This window comes from Agarivorans sp. Alg241-V36 (assembly GCF_900537085.1).
GTDB lineage: Bacteria > Pseudomonadota > Gammaproteobacteria > Enterobacterales > Celerinatantimonadaceae > Agarivorans.
Window position 1 is genome coordinate 81453 of the sequence record NZ_UNRE01000006.1, and the last position, 16725, is coordinate 98177.

Sequence of the window (16725 nt, forward strand, 5' to 3'; positions counted from 1 at the left end):
TCCTACTGATTTATATCATAGTTTCTTTTATAACAATGGCTTAACTTTATTTCGTGCTGGCGCAGTTTACGCCGGTTTTGGATTGGTTTAGTAAAAAAGAATATATAAGGAATACAATGGAATACTTTATTGGCGCATTAAAAAAATACGCAGATTTTTCGGGACGCGCTCGTAGAAAAGAGTACTGGATGTTCATCTTGTTCTACTTCATTTTTAGCATTGTAGCTAACATCATTGATGCGCTAATTGGCTTGCCACTACTTTCATTAATACTAACAATTGGTTTAATTGTGCCTAGCTTAAGTATTGCAGCGAGACGCTTGCATGATACTGGGCGCACTGGTTGGTGGCAGCTTATTGCACTTATCCCACTGGTTGGCGTTATTATCTTACTGATTTTCTTAGCTTCAGATAGTCACGACGATAATAACTATGGCGCGAACCCTAAAGCTGAAGGCGCGATGGCTTAGCCTTTGCTTTGATCGTTGGGCTAGTAGATTGGCCCAACTTCTTCTAATTGAGTTAGATAAACCCGCATATCAAATTCTAGTTGGTGATAGTTAGGCAACATGTGCTGGCAAAGCTGATAAAAAGCTTTGTTATGTTGTTTTTCTTTTAGGTGGGCCAGTTCGTGCACCACAATCATATTTAAAAAGTCTTCCGGCACTTTTTGAAACAAGCTACTGATTATTATCTCATTTTTACTTTTAAGTTTGCTTCCCTGCACCCTCGACACATAGCTGTGTAAGCCTAGGGCATGGTTCACCACATGGATCTTCTTGTCGTAAATCACCTTACTGAGAGGGGCCGATTTACGCATATATTGGCTTTTAAGGGCTAAGCAATAGTCGCGTAACGCTTTATCGCTGTAGATCTCATGAGTTGTTGGGTATTTGTTTAAGATAAACTCGGCCAAGCGTTGCTGCGTGAGCAAGTCTTCAATCCTGCTCGTGAGTGCTTCAGGGTAAGCGGCTAGATATTTAAGTGTAGTCATGAGATTAGCAGTAATAAGCAGATGCGGCAGTGTAACCTGAGAGTAAAACCAGGCATAGCCTAAGGCCATGCCCGGTTTGGTTTATTTTTTGTTTAACAGGGTAACGGCTACCACCACTAGGCTAATGCCAAGTAGTTGTAGTAAGCCAATGCTGTCACCTAGTATCCAGGCCGCCATAATTAAGGTAAACACTGGGCCAGCGCTGCCACTTATCGCGGTGCGTTGTGAGCCGATACGATTGATTGCCTCACTAAACAGAAATGAAGGGATCACCGTAGAAAACAGCGCCATGTAGCCAGCATACCAATACACTTGTGTTGGATAAGAAGCCAAAGAGGTAAAATCTCCCTGCAAGGCGAAATGGATGAAGATGGCTAGGCTTGCTGCAATCATCGCGATAAGCGTAAAGGCTTGGCTGCCAATTTTGGCCACAATGTTTTTGCTAAATACCAAGTAAAAAGCAAAACTAAATGCGCTCGCAACCACAAGGCTTGTGCCCCACAGGAGTTGCTGCCTATCATGTTGCCGGCCCATTTCACTCCACATCATTAAGCCTACACCGATCCAGCTTAGGGGAAGGGCCAGCACAACAATCAACTGCGGCTTTTGACGGTACACCCACCACGCCAACAAAATGGTAAAGCCAGGGTAGGCGTACAATACCACTCGCTCAAGCGGCGCCGATATGTACTGCAAACCGCTTAAATCTAGGAAGCTCGCGAGGTAGTACCCGACTATGCCTACAATTGACGCAAGCAATATATTCCCTTTTAGCTTTTGGTGCTCTAGTCGGCCTTGCTTCCACCAAAACATTGCCAGCAACAAGTAAATTGGCAGGCTAAAGGCCATTCGCAGGGTCATTAAGCTGGCGGGATCGATACCAAATTGGTAGGCAAGCTTGATCCAAATGCCTTTGAGAGAAAACAGCGCGGTGGCGATTAACGCTAAACTGAGCCCTTTGGCAGTTGCAGAAAGTTGGGGCATAGACGCGATGAAGCGAGAACCAGATTTACTAATATTCATATCCTTGCGTGCCTTGTATTAAGAGTTGCATAAGGCTACGAAGGGCAAAAGAGTCTGGCTGCGCTTCGCAGCCAGTGAAAAATATAACTAATCTTCACCGCTGCTAATAATAAGCAGCAGCCACAGCTTCGCCAAGGCAATAGCAGCGCCAAGTGGGCTTACATTGCTTGTTTGAGCAGGCTTGATGAAGATGAGTGTCATATCATTTCCTTGATGGTGAATCTTTAGCCTAGGGCAATTGCATGTTCGCCGCAAGCTGGAATTGAAACAAAAAAGCACCACGCTGAGGTGATGCTTTTTGTTTATCAATTTGAACTATTTTTTGACGCGGCGAGCGCTTAAGCCAAGTAATGCTAAAGCAAATATGGCCAAGCTTGAAGGCTCTGGCACTGTAGCTGGCGCTTGACCTAAGCTGTACTCAAAACCAATAGCACCAATATCGCTGGTGCCTGCTTCAGAGCTTACAGCATCGTTGTTGTTTAAGGTTTGGCGGATTAGTCGCGTAAAACTAATGTCATTGGCGCCAATAGTATGAGTGCTGTCTTGTGAATAAGGCGTTTCATTTAAGTCGTTATCATAGGCTAGGAAGCCCAAAATGGTGCCAGCAGCAATGTTTAGATTTAAATCAATCTTTGAACTTTGGTTTTCGAATAAACCAAGCTGAGTGAAGTCGGTAGTTGAGGCGCCAAACTCTGGAGGAGCTGCAGAAAACTGTAGAATTTGTAAATCGTAGTTTTGCGATACGCCAGAGCTGTTTAATAGCCAAATTGATTCAAAAGTCATGTCTTCTAAGGTTTCAAACCAGTAGCCGCGCTCACCAAAACCACAGCAACCGCCGCCGGTAGGGGTTGGCTCTACAATTACTCCTGCGCTTGCTGTACTTACAAAGGCAGACGACAGTAGCAGTATCGATGCAGCAAAAAAGCTTAAAAACCTGTTTAACATGTTGATTATATTCCTATTTGATATTGTGTCGCATAACTAAAGTCGACCAATAAAGCAGGAACTGCGCCAATTTATAATATTGTTTATTATCAATGTGTTACTTTTGCTTGTGAGTATATTGTATTAAGTTATGTAAAAACTTCTGACACTTTGAGCATGGGTGGCTTTTAATGCGGCTTTGCTGGCTTTAGGCGCCTTTGCAGTAGCTTAACTAGTTGCTGTATCGCTAAAAATACACAACATAATACTAATACGTAGATACTTTGCTGGCCTAAGGCCACTAACAATAGGCCACATAGCAGCATGCCTATAAGGGCTAGCACCCTAAAAAATCCACGAAGTAGAATCACGCCAGCCACCATGCTCAGTAGGTAGACCACGATGAAATTGCCATTGGCATAGCGAATTAACTCATCCAGTGGTAACTCAAATAACCAAGCCAGCACACAGCTTATCGCGCAAGCTGCAACAATGGTGCTTAGCGCATTCAGGGGTATTTTGTTTTTGGACAGACCCGCCAATGGCTTAAATACTTGCCCCTCATCAGCCATGCTCCAAAGTAGCCTCGCAAAACCTTGGATATAAATGTTAATGCTAGCGTAACAGGCTAAATAGCCAACAATGGCGGCAAGCCACTTGGCTTTTTGACCAAAGATAATCGCTACCAAATGCGGCAAAGATTGGGTATTGGCCAGCTGATCGCCATAGCTTGCGTATTTAAGCACTACTACTGATGTCGCCCAGTACACAGCGCCAGCAACAAATACGCCGAGCAATAAAGCGATGGGGAAGTCGCGCTCCGGCCGGCGAAACTCTTCGCCCATATGGGCAAAGGCCTCAATACCTACAAAGCACCAAAACATTACCGCTAAGGCAGGCACAATACTGGGAATGTCGATCTGCTCGGGCAAATGATAGTCGCTGGCTTCAACGCCACCTTGCCACCACAGCGCTGCCACTAAAAGCACGATGGCAATCGCAATTAAACTTTGAATATTGCCAGAGAGTTTAGCGCCACCCATGCCTAGCAACCACATGCTGAACAGTGTGCTTAGTTGAATTAACAGGGCCGTAGTGGGCGTGATGGTAAACACCGCCTGCCAAAAGCCCGTGGCCATTAGCAAGGCCGCGGGTAAACCCACTGGTAATACCGATATGAATAGAAAAGCCGTGAGTTTTTCTGCGCTAGGCCCCAACGCTTTAGCAACAAAATGTGCGGCTCCGCCGGCATGGGGGTAGCGCCTACCTAATGCTGCAAAGGTGAAGGCGATGGGCAGGACTAAGCTAATCAGCAATAACCATGCAAATAATGAGCTACGCCCAGCGATGCTGGCTGAAATGGCGGGAATTACAAATATGCCAGTGCCGAGTAAAGAGGTGGCAAGTAGTGCGATACCTTGGCTAATGCCAAGTTGTTTATTTAAGCGGCTCATGAATCTTCACTGCTAATAGATAAAGTGAAAGCATAACGCCAATCAAAGTATATTTAAGCAGTAAAAGTAGCGGAAAGTTACGGCAAATAGTCGGTGTTTGCCGTTAATTTAACGGTTTGGCCGAGTGTGATTTAAGCTGCAGTAATAGCTCGGCATAGCGCCCGCTAGCTTTAAGCTTTGCGAGACCTCGGTTAAATTGCAGCAAATAGTGCTGGTTTTCTGGATGTTGCTTCGAGAGCATCAAGCGGTAGTGACGCTGCTCCAATAGGGTTTCGGAATAGGTAATTTGATGAAATTCTGCGTCAGTTAAGTGATGAGTCATGTAGTGCAGGGCAACGGTTTTAGTTAGGGCTACGGCGTCGATACGTTTATACAATAAACGCTCAAACAGGCTCTGATAATCGCCAACCTTTTCTAAGGCAATGATATTGTTTTTTGTGGCTTCTTCTAAGCTTGGGTAAACAGAGAACATGGTGCCACCAATCCTAAGTCCGCCTAAGTCTTCTATTTTTTGCCAATTTACAGGTTTCGACTTTAAGGAAAACAATATCTCTTTATCGCTCACTATCGGGTCACTAAACCAAAAATGTTGATCACGTTGCTCGGTTTCAATCCACGCTAAGCTGCCGTGCCACTTAAAGCTTGCCGCGCCAAATCCGCGTCGAGCATACTCAAAGGAACGCTTCCAGGGGTAGTAACCGTAATAGGTATTTATGCCTTGCTGGGCGAAAGCTTCGCTAACCATTTGCGCGGCTATACCGCCTTTAGGCAAATTGATGGATAGATAAGGAGGCCACTCACCACTGGTTAAATTGATATTTCTAACAGCAAAAGCAGAAGTTGAAAACAGCCCTAATACACAAGCGAGCGTGCAAAATAAGCTGCAATAACATTTACTTAACCTTTTTATCATTCCCATTGTTGTTTGTTAACGTTTGCCTTTTCCAAGTGTAGCTGAGTGCTAAAAAACAGTGCTCAATTTTCAAACCAACTACCTATTTTGAGTAGCTTTGTAAAAAATATTTTGTTTATTTCACAAAATCAAGTTCGCCGACGAACGTGAATTTTGGCGTCATTTTATTACCCTAATGAAATTAAATTACAGAATTTGATGGCTTTATGTGCTCTATACCTCTTTAGGGTAGTTTAAAGTTGTTATTGATCTACATCATTCTTTTATTTTTGTTACATCCTATTATCCGCGCATTAATCTTACTTTTGTCGCTGGGAAATATATGAGCAAGTTGAAGCTAGTCGTTGTTGGTAACGGTATGGTAGGTCACCGTTATTTAGAAGATTTGGTCGACAAGGCTGACTTAAGCCAATTCGACGTAACAGTTTTCTGTGAAGAGCCTCGCGTTGCTTATGATCGTGTGCACTTGTCTTCGTACTTTTCTCACCATACCGCTGAAGAATTGTCACTGGTTAAACATGGCTTCTATGAAAAACACGGTATTGAAGTATTGCTTGGCGAGCGCGCGATCAACATTAACCGTGAGCAAAAAGTGGTTTACTCAAGCACCGGCCGTGAGATTGCTTACGATAAGCTGGTAATGGCCACGGGCTCTTATCCTTGGGTTCCACCCATTAAAGGTAGCGAAAATAAAGACTGTTTTGTTTATCGCACCATTGAAGATCTAAAAGCCATCGAAGCATCTGCCAAGAAAAGTAAAAGCGGTGCAGTAGTAGGCGGCGGTTTATTAGGCTTAGAAGCTGCTGGTGCCTTAAAAGCGCTAGGAGTAGAGACTCACGTTATTGAGTTTGCTCCAGTATTAATGGCCGAGCAGCTTGACCAACAGGGCGGCTTGTTATTACGCAACAAAATTGAGCGCATGGGTGTGCAGGTTCATACCAGCAAAAACACCTTAGAGATCCAAGCGCAAGGCGAAACGGCTCGCAACACCATGCAGTTTGCCGACGAGACCAAGCTAGAAGTTGATTTCATCGTATTCTCTACCGGTATTCGCCCACAAGATAAGTTAGCTCGTCAATCGGAACTAAACATTGCGCCACGTGGCGGCATTGCAATTAACGACCAGTGCTTAACGTCTGATGAGAACATCTACGCCATTGGTGAGTGTGCTTCTTGGAACGAAAGCTTCTTTGGTTTGGTTGCGCCGGGTTACAAAATGGCCCAAGTAGCGGTTGACCATCTGTTAGGTAACAACAGCGCTTTTGAAGGCGCAGACATGAGCGCCAAACTTAAGTTACTGGGCGTAAAGGTAGGCAGTATTGGCGACGCCAATGGTCGCACACCTAACTGTAAGAGCTTTGTTTACCAAAACGATGAAGAAGGTGTCTACAAGCGCCTTATCGTATCTGAAGATGGCAAGAAATTATTAGGTGCAGTATTGGTGGGTGACACCGCTGACTATGGCAACCTATTGCAACTTAAGCTGAATGACATCGACTTACCCGAGCATCCCGATACGCTAATTTTGCCTGCCCACGCTGGCGCAGAAAAACCAGCAATGGGTGCCGACTCGTTACCTGATTCAGCAGTAATTTGTTCTTGCTTCGATGTTACCAAGGGTAAGATCGCCGCTGCTGTAGCCGATGGCCAAACAACTATGGCTGAGATTAAAGCCTCTACCAACGCAGGTACTGGCTGTGGCGGTTGTTTACCACTGATTGGCCAAGTACTAAATGCTGAGTTAGCTAAAGCAGGCGTAGAAGTTAATAACCACTTGTGTGAGCACTTTGAATACTCGCGCCAAGAGTTGTTCCACCTCGTTCGAATTGAAGGTCATAAGAGCTTTGAGCAAGTATTAAATAAACACGGTAAAGGCTACGGATGTGAAGTATGTAAGCCAGCGGTTGGTTCAATCTTGGCATCTTGTTGGGGTGACCACGTATTAGCGCCAGAGCTAGTAAGCCTGCAAGATACCAACGATAACTTCCTTGGCAACATGCAAAAAGATGGCACTTATTCGGTGATTCCACGCATGGCTGGTGGTGAAGTAACTCCTAAAGCACTTGGCGTACTGGCTGAAGTGGCCGAAGAATATGCCCTTTATACCAAAGTGACCGGCGCTCAGCGCATTGGTTTATTTGGTGCGCAAAAAGACGACCTTCCTAATATTTGGCGCAAGCTAATTGCCGCGGGTTACGAAACCGGCCAAGCCTACGGTAAAGCCCTACGCATGGCTAAAACCTGTGTGGGCAGCACTTGGTGTCGCTTTGGTGTGCAAGACAGTGTTGGCTTGGGCGTAATGCTAGAGAACCGCTACAAGGGCATTCGTACTCCGCACAAAATGAAGTTTGGTGTGTCTGGCTGTACTCGCGAATGTGCCGAAGCCCAAGGTAAAGATTTAGGCATTATTGCCACCGATGCAGGCTGGAATATGTACGTAGGCGGAAACGGCGGTATGAAACCTCGCCACGGCGACCTACTGGCTGCCGATCTAGATCAAGAAACCCTAATCAAATACGTAGATCGCTTCATGATGTTCTACATTCGCACCGCCGACAAATTACAACGTACTTCGGTGTGGTTAGAGAACCTAGAAGGCGGCGTTGATTACCTACGCGAAGTAGTGGTTAACGACAAGCTTGGCATTAACCAACAACTTGAAGTCGACGTGGCTAAATTGGTTGAGAGCTACAGCTGTGAGTGGAGCGACACCCTAAACGACGAAGCTCAACTTAAACGTTTTGCACACTTCATTAACAGTGAGCAACGTGATGAAAACGTCGTGTTTGTTAGCGAGCGCGAACAGCATCGCCCGGCGACCTTTGCCGAGAAACACCCACAGGCAAAAGGCGACATTCTACACGTTGAGTTGGAGGCATAATTATGAGTTTCGAAACCGTTTGTAAGCTAAACGATATTACCCCAGGTACCGGCATTTGCGCGCTAGTTAATGGCCAGCAAGTTGCCCTTTTTCGCCCACGTAACGATGAGCAAGTTTTTGCCATCAATAATATGGACCCTTTTGCTAATTCGAACGTATTGTCGCGCGGATTGATTTGTGAGCATCAAGGCCAACTTTGGGTAGCAAGCCCACTTAAGAAGCAACGTTTTAATCTTGAAACTGGCGCCTGCCTAGAGAACCCAACGGTCTCGGTAGCTAGCTATAAAGTGCAGATTAAAGCAGGCAGTGTTGCGGTGAGTGCATAACAGATTTTATTTTGGAAAATTAAGGAAGCTTTATGTCTTACGTAAAACCCGCTGAATTCGTTCAAACCATGATCGATGCTGGCGAAAGCAAAGTGTTTATGTCTACCCGCGATACCATTGTGCGCGGCATTATGGCTGGTGCAATTTTAGCGATTGCGGTAGCCGTAGCCATTACCGCAGCGGTACAAACCGGTATACCCATTGTGGGCGCTTTAGTCTTCCCTGTTGGTTTCTGTATTTTAAACCTAATGGGCTTTGACTTGCTGACTGGCGTATTTGCTTTAGCGCCTTTGTCACTGTTTGAAAAACGCAAAGGTGTAACCGCTAAAGGTGTATTGCGCAACTGGCTATTAGTTGGCTTAGGCAACTTGATTGGTGCGGTAGCAGTCGCCTTTTTGGTAGCTTTAACCTTCACCATGAACTTCAGTGTTGAGCCAGGTGCAGTGGGCCAAGCATTTGTTAAGGCTTCAACCGCACGTACCTTAGGCTTTGCAGAGCACGGCCTAAACGGTTGGATTACTGTGTTTGTAAAAGGCATCTTGTGTAACTGGATGGTGTGTTTAGGTGTTGTTGGCGCAATGACCTCTAAAACCGTAGGCGGTAAAGTATTGGCGATGTGGTTCCCAATCTTCATCTTCTTCGGTTTGGTATTTGAACACGCCGTTGTAAACATGTACCTATTCCCATTAGGTATGATGTTAGGTGCTGAGTTCACCATCACTGATTGGTTAGTATGGAACCAAATCCCAGTTACTCTTGGTAACTTGGTGGGTGGTTTGTTAGTGACAGGTTTAAGCCTTTACGTTACTCACGGTAAAACCTTACCGCAACGCAAGGCGGCTTAAGCTCTACTCGTCCTAAGATTTACGCTAAAATTTTAACCCCTTGCTCAGGCTAGGGGTTTTTTTGTATTTGGGCCCTATGAACTGATACTCTACGGTTTTGGCTTAAGGCCACTGCACTTAGCAAATTGTTCGCTCTACCATGTAATAAGGAAACAGACGATGTCCCACTCTTCATTTACCCCTGATAACGAGCTGGGTTTTGTTTCACTGGTGGGTGCCGGTCCTGGCGACCCCGATTTACTTACCGTAAAGGCAGTTAAGCGGATCCGCACCGCCGACGTGATTGTGTTTGACCGTTTGGTATCGCAAGAGATCCTCGATTTAGCCTCGCCTACCGCAGAGTTGGTCTACGTAGGTAAAAAGCTCGACCACCACTTTGTGCCGCAAGACGAGATTAACCAGATATTGGTCGACCAAGCCAAGCTAGGAAAACACGTTGTTAGGTTAAAGGGTGGTGACCCGTTTATTTTTGGCCGTGGCGGTGAAGAGTTGCAATCGCTGGCTGTCGAAAACCTGCCCTTTGAAGTCGTTCCTGGCATTACCGCAGCAGTGGGCTGTACCGCTTATGCTGGCATACCGCTTACTCATCGCGACCACGCCCAGAGCGTGCAATTTATTACTGGGCATTTAAAGCAGCATGGTGAAGATATTGATTGGCCATCTTTAGCGCATTCTAATCACACCTTAGTGTTCTATATGGGCCTTAAGCAGTGCCCTACCATTCAAGCTAAGTTAATTAGCAATGGCTTAGCCGACACAACGCCTTGTGCCATTATCGAACGTGGTGCTACGCCGCAACAACGGGTATCAAGTGGTAGCTTACAAGAGCTACCCGCCTTGGCAGAGCAAGCCGAAAGCCCTTCACTGATTGTTGTTGGCAGCGTTACTGAGCTGCATCAACAGTTAGCATGGTTTAAGCCAGAGCTAGACGTTTAATACCAATCACACTAAGTCAGTGATCGGAAATTGCGCAGGAAAAATGCTCGAGAATAAGGCAGGGTTTTCGATAAGTAGTTATTCTACAATCAAAAATCCTAACCCAGTTATCGAGTATTTTAACCAGATAGAATGAACAGTTATTTAGTACGATTGGTGTAAAGACCAGCCGAAAGGCAATAAAAGGAAGTGCTAACTTGGACAAGTTTGACCAAAAGATCCTTGCTATTTTGGTGGGCAATGCGCGTACTCCAGTGAGCCAAATAGCGCGACAAGTAAATCTTTCGCGCTCGGCCACGGCGGAGCGCATCGCCAACCTAGAGAACAACGGCAAGATAAGCGGTTACCACGCTAGCTTAGGCAGTAACAATGGCCAGGCTCCCATTGCTGCCCATTTAGAGTTACGCTACAAAGAGCATAACTGTGAAGCCTATGCCGAGATTATGCGTGGCATTCCAGAAATAAAGCGTTGTCAGGCTATTTCTGGTGACGTTGACATGCTGTTGTACATCGAAGTTGCTTCAATGACACGGCTAGAAGAGATTCGCCTTCAGCTCGAGCAAATGGAAAAGATGGTCATGGTGCGCACGCACATGGTTCTAAGGGAAATGTTTAGTCGCTAAGGGTGGCAATGGATCAAGTTATTATCGGCTTTCAATTAGACGAAGAGCGCCATTGGGTAGCTCGATTAGCTTGTGGCCATTACCAGCATGTACGTCATCAACCGCCTTGGCAAAACCGCCCTTGGGTAACTAGCTACCAAGGTCGTGCTAGCATGTTAGGTAAAGAGCTCACTTGTGTAAAATGCCTCGAAAACGCCCCCCGCGATTGGAATTAACAAATAATTCAAGCCTGTAGATCCATTTTTATTCGCCGCCCGTTTTATTAGTACTGTTTAAAACTGGCGTGGGTAGATATGCAACTAGCCTCTAGTGTACATCGTAGATATCTGTTTTTACTTAGCCTTCTGGCTGGCATGTGGGGCTGTTCGAGCGCAGATGTGTCCAGTTACGCAAGTAACCAACCGGCCCTAGTGCTGGAAGACTTTTTTGACGGCCAGCTTAGTGCTCATGGCATAGTGAAAAACCGCAGTGGCGAGCTCACTCGCTACTTTAATGTTGAGATCACTGCTAGCTGGGACGAACAAGGCGTAGGCACCCTTGATGAACACTTCGTGTTTGACGATGGCGAAAAGCAGCAACGCATTTGGACTCTTACCAAACAAGCTGATGGCAGCTTTCTGGCTCGTGCTAATGACGTTAGCCAACCGGCACAAATGCACCTAGCTGGGAATGCCTTGTTTATGGACTATGTGCTCACTTTGCAATATAAAGGCAAACCGCTAGATGTGGTGGTAGAAGATAAAATGTATTTAGTGAACCCAAACACTATTGTGAACGAGTCAGTGATGCGAAAATTCGGCTTTAAAGTGGGCTCAGTAAGCTTAGTGATTCAAAAGTAGTCTTAGTTTGTCTTCACACAAACGTAAGCTAAACAGCGCTTCAGCTGTTAAAGCCCGGCAAACTGGGCTAGGTATGTAGTAAGCAATTTAAATATTAAGAGAGAGCTCTATGAGCAATGTGTCTAAAACGAACGTCTCTAACTTAGCGCCATTGGCCAATAGTTTTAAGCTAGAGCCTGCGTTAATTACCATCACCAATTTACGTTTGCGTACTTATATTGGTTTTAACGAAGAAGAGCTCAGTAAGCAGCAAGATGTAGTCATTAATGCCGAAATTCGCTACCAAGCGACTCAAGCTTGTGAAGCCGATAGCGAAGATTTAGCACTCAATTACAAAGTGATTACCAAGGCGATGATTGCCCATGTAGAGCAAGGTCATTTTCGTTTACTGGAAAAATTATGTGCCGACTTGCTAACTCTCGCGATGGATGAGCCACGGGTGATTAATGCCAGCATTGCCGTAGATAAACCCCATGCCTTGCGATTTGCTGACTCGGTATCGGTGACCTTATCGGGCTCGCGTGATGCCGAGTAAATCAGTCAAGAGCAATGCGCCGGTATTGATTACCGGAGGTACTCAGCGTTTAGGTTTGGCGATTGCCGAAGATTTACTGCAGCAAGGCTATCCGGTGATTGTTACTTACCGTCGCGACAAACCTGCGGTACAGGCCTTGCGTGACAAAGGCGCAGATTGTGTAAAAGCCGATTTCAGTGATGAACAGGGCATCAGCCAGTTTATTGGCTATGTCTTAGCCAATTACCAAGCATTGCGAGCGCTGATTCATAATGCTTCGCAGTGGTTAAATAATACGGCTTTAGACAATCAACATCAGCTGATGCAAACAATGTGGAGTGTGCATGTGAGCGCGCCTTACCAAATGAACCTGGCCTTTGAAGAGTTATTAAAGAACCAAGCAGAGCAGCAAGCCGGCGACATTATTCACATGACAGATTATGTCGCAGATAAAGGCAGTAGCAAGCATATTGCTTATGCTGCGAGTAAAGCTGGATTGGCCAATTTAACCCATTCTTTTGCCGCTAAGCTTGCACCCGCGGTAAAAGTGAATAGTATTGCGCCCTCGTTGTTAATGTTTAACCAAGATGATCAGCCTGAATATCGGGCCAAAGCCTTGGCTAAATCCTTGATGGCGCTTGAGCCGGGAGCGGGTGAAGCAGTAGCCGCAGTGAACTACTTGCTGGCTAGCCAATACATAACCGGTCGCACCATCGGCTTAGACGGTGGTCGCCATCTGGTCTAGGGTTAATAGTGTTGTTAACTAAACCGTAGCGGGTGAACCAAGAAACTATCTAAAGGAAGTGATTATGAAAGTAGCGTTAGCTGAAAAACAATTTAGAAAAGACGCTTGCTTGTCACCAGAGGCAATTCAAGTACGCCAAGCGTTGATTGATAAAGGGATTGAGACTCCCTTAGTGGATAATCAATTAAGCAATGAGCAGAAGTACAATAAGATTAAAGCCTCTTTGACTGATGTAGTGGCTACCTTGGGTTTAGATTTAAGCGATGATAGCTTGGCCGAAACTCCGCATCGTATTGCAAAAATGTTTGTCGATGAGGTGTTCTCGGGCTTAGATTATTCGCGTTTCCCGAAAATCAGCATCATTGAAAATAAAATGGCAGTAGAGGAAATGGTGAAGATTTCAGACATTGCCTTTACCAGTACCTGTGAGCACCATTTTGTGACCATTGATGGCTTAGCTAAAGTGGCTTACATCCCTAAAGATAACATTATTGGCTTATCTAAAATTAACCGCATAGTGAGGTTCTTTGCGCAGCGGCCACAGGTGCAAGAGCGATTAACTCAGCAAATCTTAGTCGCCTTGCAAAGCCTGCTTGGTACAGACGACGTAGCCGTTACTATGGATGCCACTCACTTTTGCGTAAAAGCACGCGGAGTGATGGATGCGAGCTCAAGCACCCAAACATCGGCTTATGGTGGCAAGTTCAAATCGAGTAAGTCTGCTCGCAGAGAGTTTATAGGTTAATAAAAAGCCCAGCATGTAGCTGGGCTTCTTGATTGATTATCGCTTATCTATTACCCGATGATGCGGGTTTCGGTTTCGCGAAACGGCGGCTGGTTTTATTGGTTCCACCTTCGGTATGGCGACGGTTTTTACCCACCGGTTTATTGCCCCGTGAATTTTCGCTTGAGCGTTGACCATCGCGATGTCCGTTGCGGTGCTGCTTTGGTTTCTTCGGCTTTTTCGGTTTAATTGGCTTACCACTTAGCGTAGTTGCAGGCAAAAGCGTTGCAGGCTCAAACCCTTCCATTTCCTTACGCTCTAATAGCTTGCCAGTTAAGTGTTCAATACCGCTTAAATCAGCAATTTCATCGGCACAAACTAATGAAATAGCTTGGCCAGTAGAGCCCGCGCGACCGGTTCGGCCGATGCGGTGAACATAGTCTTCAGCTACGTTAGGTAAATCAAAGTTAACCACTTGTGGTAGTTGATCAATATCTAAACCACGCGCTGCGATGTCGGTGGCGACTAGTACGCGTACTTCACCACTTTTAAAGTTTGCCAGTGCACGGGTTCGAGCGCCTTGGCTTTTATTGCCATGGATAGCTGCCGCTGTAATTTGGCTATGTTCGAGGTGTTTAGCCAAACGGTTGGCACCGTGTTTGGTGCGGCTAAATACCAATACTTGTTGCCACTTATTGTCATGAATAAGGCGGGTTAATAAGGCCGATTTTTTTGATTTATCGACCGGTACAATCCATTGGTCTACCGTAGGTGCGGCAGCGTTGGGTGGTGTAACGGAGACTTCTACAGGGTTATTCACCAAGCTTTTAGCTAATGTGCGGATCTCGTTAGAGAAAGTGGCCGAGAACATCAATGTTTGACGCTGTTTTGGCAGCAAAGCCAAAATCTTTTTAATGTCGTGGATAAAGCCCATGTCTAACATGCGGTCGGCTTCATCAAATACAATCACTTCTAACTGCTGAAAACGAAAGGCATTTTGCTGGTAGAGATCTAGCAAGCGGCCAGGCGTTGCCACTAGTACATCTGCCCCGCGACGCAGCTTTTGCATTTGCGGATTAATCTTCACCCCACCAAATACTACCGTAGAGCTAAGTGCCATGTTTTTGCCATAGGTAGTTACGCTTTCGCCCACTTGAGCCGCTAATTCACGGGTTGGGGTAAGCACTAAGGCGCGTACTTGGTTGGCGCGCACTTTTTTCCCCCTACTTAGCAACTCTAGCAGTGGCAAGGTAAAGCCAGCAGTTTTACCGGTGCCAGTTTGCGCGGCGGCCATGATGTCTTTGCCTTCTAGGATCACAGGAATGGCTTTGGCTTGAATAGGTGAGGGCGTGTCGTAACCTTGTGCTGCTACGGCGTCTAATAAAGGTTTAGATAAACCCAGGGAGTCAAAGCTCATAGTTGGTCTCTTGTGATAATAAGTATGGCCGCTAGGTGGCGGGCGTGCAGCTTACAGTAAGTTAGGGTTAAGCGCCAATCTTGAGCAAGCAAAAGCGAGCTGCTGAAATCATGCTAGTCTGAAGGCAACCAAGGGCGTTAACGACATTTAATCAGGGAGCAACTCAATGAGTATAGCCGAGCGTTTAGTAGAGCTAGGGATTAGTTTACCTAAACCCACTGGTCCGGCAGCCAGCTATAGTAATTGCGTGCAAACCGGCAACTTACTGTATGTCTCGGGTAAAGGACCGGTTGCCGGCTTAAGTGAAATACCTAAAGGTAAGTTAGGTAACGAGTTTACTAGCCAACAGGGGGCCCAGTTTGCCCGTTTGGCAGGCTTAGATATTCTAGCGGCGGTAGAGCAACACTTAGGATCATTAGACCGTGTGAACCAAGTGGTGAAGCTACAGGGGTTCATTAATGCCACCGAGCAGTTTGAGCAACACCCCGAAGTGCTAGATGGCTGCTCTAAATTGATGGTGGAAGTGTTTGGCGATAAGGGCTTACATGCTCGCTCGGTATTTGGCGCTATGTCACTGCGCGCCAATCTGCCTCTGGTGATTGATTCAATTTTCGAGGTAAGTGAGTAATGGCCTACGATTTGACCTTGGCAGAGATGATTCGTCAGGCTCTGGCGGATAAAGTTGAGTTTAGCGAGCGCAAAATGTTTGGTGGTTTGTGTTTTATGGTCGCCGGCCATATGTGTTGTGGCATTGTGGACAAGCAATTAATGGCGCGGGTAGGGCCGAATCAATACCAAGATTGTCTGGCCTTAGAGTTTGCCTCGGAGATGACCTTTACCGGCAAACCAATGAAAGGCATGATTTATGTTGCCCCAGAAGGCTTAATAAGCGCAGAGCAACGTGAGCAGTGGCTACAATACTGCCTTAACTTTGTGCATAGTTTGCCGCCAAAGTAGCCCTATTCTGTTCATTTTTAGCTAAGAAGAGATGATATGCTGCAATTCCCAATTAAAGCCAAAGATGGTCGAGACTTTTTGCTTAGGCCGCTTAATCAACAAGATGCATTCGCCCTAGGCGCTTTTTTTGTCGCGCTAAGTGATGCCACTCGCAGCCGCTTTGGCCCTCACCCTCTGACTAACGAATATGCTCAGCACTTGTGTGGGGCACTTGCCAGTGATAGTGCAAAGCGTTGGATAATTTGTGATGACAGCTTGGTGGTGGGTTATTTCATTTTTGAGCAGCAAATATTAGAGCCCGAATACCAGCGCTTTTATGGACAGGGCGTTAGCCTACAAGCTGGGCTGGATGTGATTCTTGCACCATGCATTGCCGATGACTACCAAAACGCAGGGTTGGCCATGGCGGCTATGCAAGCTTTGATGGCAGAGTTTAAGCGCCAAGGTGCGCGTAGTTTGGTATTAATGGGTGGAACCCAACAAAGCAACCATCGCGCGCGGCACTTTTATCAGCGCTGTGGATTTGATGAGTATGGTGGTTTTCAAACCGAGGTGTACAACATTGATATGCGCCTTATCTTGTAATTAGCAGCCACTTGGGCATAGTAGC

The 16725-nt window shown here is 46.0% G+C and carries 20 protein-coding genes; 14 read left to right on the plus strand and 6 right to left on the minus strand.

Annotation, left to right across the window (positions count from 1 at the left end):
* Positions 1 to 116 precede the first annotated feature (116 nt).
* Positions 117 to 470: a DUF805 domain-containing protein gene (locus tag G6R11_RS14420; protein WP_163133788.1), complete on the plus strand. Its 354-nt coding sequence runs from the start codon at positions 117 to 119 to the stop codon at positions 468 to 470.
* Positions 471 to 490: 20 nt separating this feature from the next.
* Here G6R11_RS14420 and G6R11_RS14425 read toward each other — a convergent pair whose 3' ends face one another.
* From G6R11_RS14425 to G6R11_RS14445, 5 genes are all read right to left on the minus strand, one after another.
* The gene (locus tag G6R11_RS14425) at positions 491 to 994 is read right to left on the minus strand and encodes a M48 family metallopeptidase (protein ID WP_163133789.1); all 504 of its coding nucleotides are present in this window, start codon (positions 992 to 994) and stop codon (positions 491 to 493) included.
* Positions 995 to 1075: 81 nt separating this feature from the next.
* The gene (locus G6R11_RS14430; RefSeq protein WP_163133790.1) at positions 1076 to 2017 is read right to left on the minus strand and encodes a DMT family transporter; all 942 of its coding nucleotides are present in this window, start codon (positions 2015 to 2017) and stop codon (positions 1076 to 1078) included.
* Positions 2018 to 2332: 315 nt separating this feature from the next.
* Positions 2333 to 2962: a PEP-CTERM sorting domain-containing protein gene (locus G6R11_RS14435; protein ID WP_163133791.1), complete on the minus strand. Its 630-nt coding sequence runs from the start codon at positions 2960 to 2962 to the stop codon at positions 2333 to 2335.
* A 167-nt stretch (positions 2963 to 3129) separates the two neighbouring features.
* Entirely contained in the window at positions 3130 to 4395 is a 1266-nt protein-coding gene (gene yjeH / locus G6R11_RS14440; protein WP_163133792.1) for an L-methionine/branched-chain amino acid transporter, read from the minus strand.
* A gap of 103 nt (positions 4396 to 4498) precedes the next feature.
* Entirely contained in the window at positions 4499 to 5140 is a 642-nt protein-coding gene (locus G6R11_RS14445) for an ABC transporter substrate-binding protein (protein ID WP_163133793.1), read from the minus strand.
* A 490-nt stretch (positions 5141 to 5630) separates the two neighbouring features.
* Between G6R11_RS14445 and nirB the strand changes: the two genes are divergently transcribed.
* From nirB to folE, 10 genes are all read left to right on the plus strand, one after another.
* On the plus strand, positions 5631 to 8189 hold the full coding sequence (gene nirB / locus G6R11_RS14450; RefSeq protein ID WP_163133794.1) for a nitrite reductase large subunit NirB: 2559 nt from the start codon (positions 5631 to 5633) through the stop codon (positions 8187 to 8189).
* Entirely contained in the window at positions 8189 to 8515 is a 327-nt protein-coding gene (nirD, locus tag G6R11_RS14455) for a nitrite reductase small subunit NirD (RefSeq protein WP_240352489.1), read from the plus strand. The genes nirB and nirD overlap by 1 nt, the downstream gene beginning before the upstream one ends.
* A 32-nt stretch (positions 8516 to 8547) precedes the next feature.
* A complete protein-coding gene (locus G6R11_RS14460) occupies positions 8548 to 9360 on the plus strand; it encodes a formate/nitrite transporter family protein (RefSeq protein ID WP_163133796.1) in 813 nt (270 codons plus the stop codon).
* Between the two features lie 159 nt (positions 9361 to 9519).
* Positions 9520 to 10296, plus strand: coding sequence for a uroporphyrinogen-III C-methyltransferase (gene cobA, locus G6R11_RS14465; RefSeq protein ID WP_163133797.1), 777 nt, complete (start codon positions 9520 to 9522; stop codon positions 10294 to 10296).
* Between the two features lie 197 nt (positions 10297 to 10493).
* Positions 10494 to 10919: an Lrp/AsnC family transcriptional regulator gene (locus G6R11_RS14470; protein ID WP_163133798.1), complete on the plus strand. Its 426-nt coding sequence runs from the start codon at positions 10494 to 10496 to the stop codon at positions 10917 to 10919.
* An 8-nt stretch (positions 10920 to 10927) separates the two neighbouring features.
* Entirely contained in the window at positions 10928 to 11134 is a 207-nt protein-coding gene (locus G6R11_RS14475) for a DUF3565 domain-containing protein (protein WP_163133799.1), read from the plus strand.
* Positions 11135 to 11212: 78 nt separating this feature from the next.
* Positions 11213 to 11758 (plus strand): DUF3833 domain-containing protein, encoded by a 546-nt coding sequence (locus G6R11_RS14480; RefSeq protein WP_163133800.1) that lies wholly within the window; start codon positions 11213 to 11215, stop codon positions 11756 to 11758.
* Positions 11759 to 11867: 109 nt separating this feature from the next.
* Positions 11868 to 12293, plus strand: coding sequence for a dihydroneopterin triphosphate 2'-epimerase (gene folX / locus G6R11_RS14485; protein ID WP_205472843.1), 426 nt, complete (start codon positions 11868 to 11870; stop codon positions 12291 to 12293).
* Positions 12283 to 13017 carry a dihydromonapterin reductase gene (folM, locus tag G6R11_RS14490; protein WP_163133801.1) on the plus strand — a complete coding sequence of 245 codons (735 nt, stop codon included), beginning with the start codon at positions 12283 to 12285 and terminating at the stop codon, positions 13015 to 13017. The genes folX and folM overlap by 11 nt, the downstream gene beginning before the upstream one ends.
* A 64-nt stretch (positions 13018 to 13081) precedes the next feature.
* Positions 13082 to 13762, plus strand: coding sequence for a GTP cyclohydrolase I FolE (folE, locus tag G6R11_RS14495; RefSeq protein WP_163133802.1), 681 nt, complete (start codon positions 13082 to 13084; stop codon positions 13760 to 13762).
* Between the two features lie 43 nt (positions 13763 to 13805).
* Here the strand turns inward: folE and G6R11_RS14500 are convergent, their stop codons facing one another.
* On the minus strand, positions 13806 to 15158 hold the full coding sequence (locus G6R11_RS14500; protein ID WP_163133803.1) for a DEAD/DEAH box helicase: 1353 nt from the start codon (positions 15156 to 15158) through the stop codon (positions 13806 to 13808).
* Positions 15159 to 15324: 166 nt separating this feature from the next.
* Here G6R11_RS14500 and G6R11_RS14505 point away from each other — a divergent pair, with 166 nt between their 5' ends.
* Genes G6R11_RS14505 through G6R11_RS14515 form a run of 3 tightly spaced genes read left to right on the plus strand, consistent with a single transcriptional unit; the run spans position 15325 to position 16700 of the window.
* Positions 15325 to 15786, plus strand: a complete 462-nt coding sequence (locus tag G6R11_RS14505) for a RidA family protein (protein ID WP_163133804.1) — start codon at positions 15325 to 15327, stop codon at positions 15784 to 15786.
* Complete coding sequence (locus G6R11_RS14510) at positions 15786 to 16115, plus strand: TfoX/Sxy family protein (protein WP_163133805.1); 330 nt, start codon at positions 15786 to 15788, stop codon at positions 16113 to 16115. Before G6R11_RS14505 ends, G6R11_RS14510 begins: the two co-directional genes overlap by 1 nt.
* Before the next feature lie 36 nt (positions 16116 to 16151).
* The gene (locus G6R11_RS14515) at positions 16152 to 16700 is read left to right on the plus strand and encodes a GNAT family N-acetyltransferase (RefSeq protein WP_163133806.1); all 549 of its coding nucleotides are present in this window, start codon (positions 16152 to 16154) and stop codon (positions 16698 to 16700) included.
* Positions 16701 to 16725: the final 25 nt, after the last annotated feature.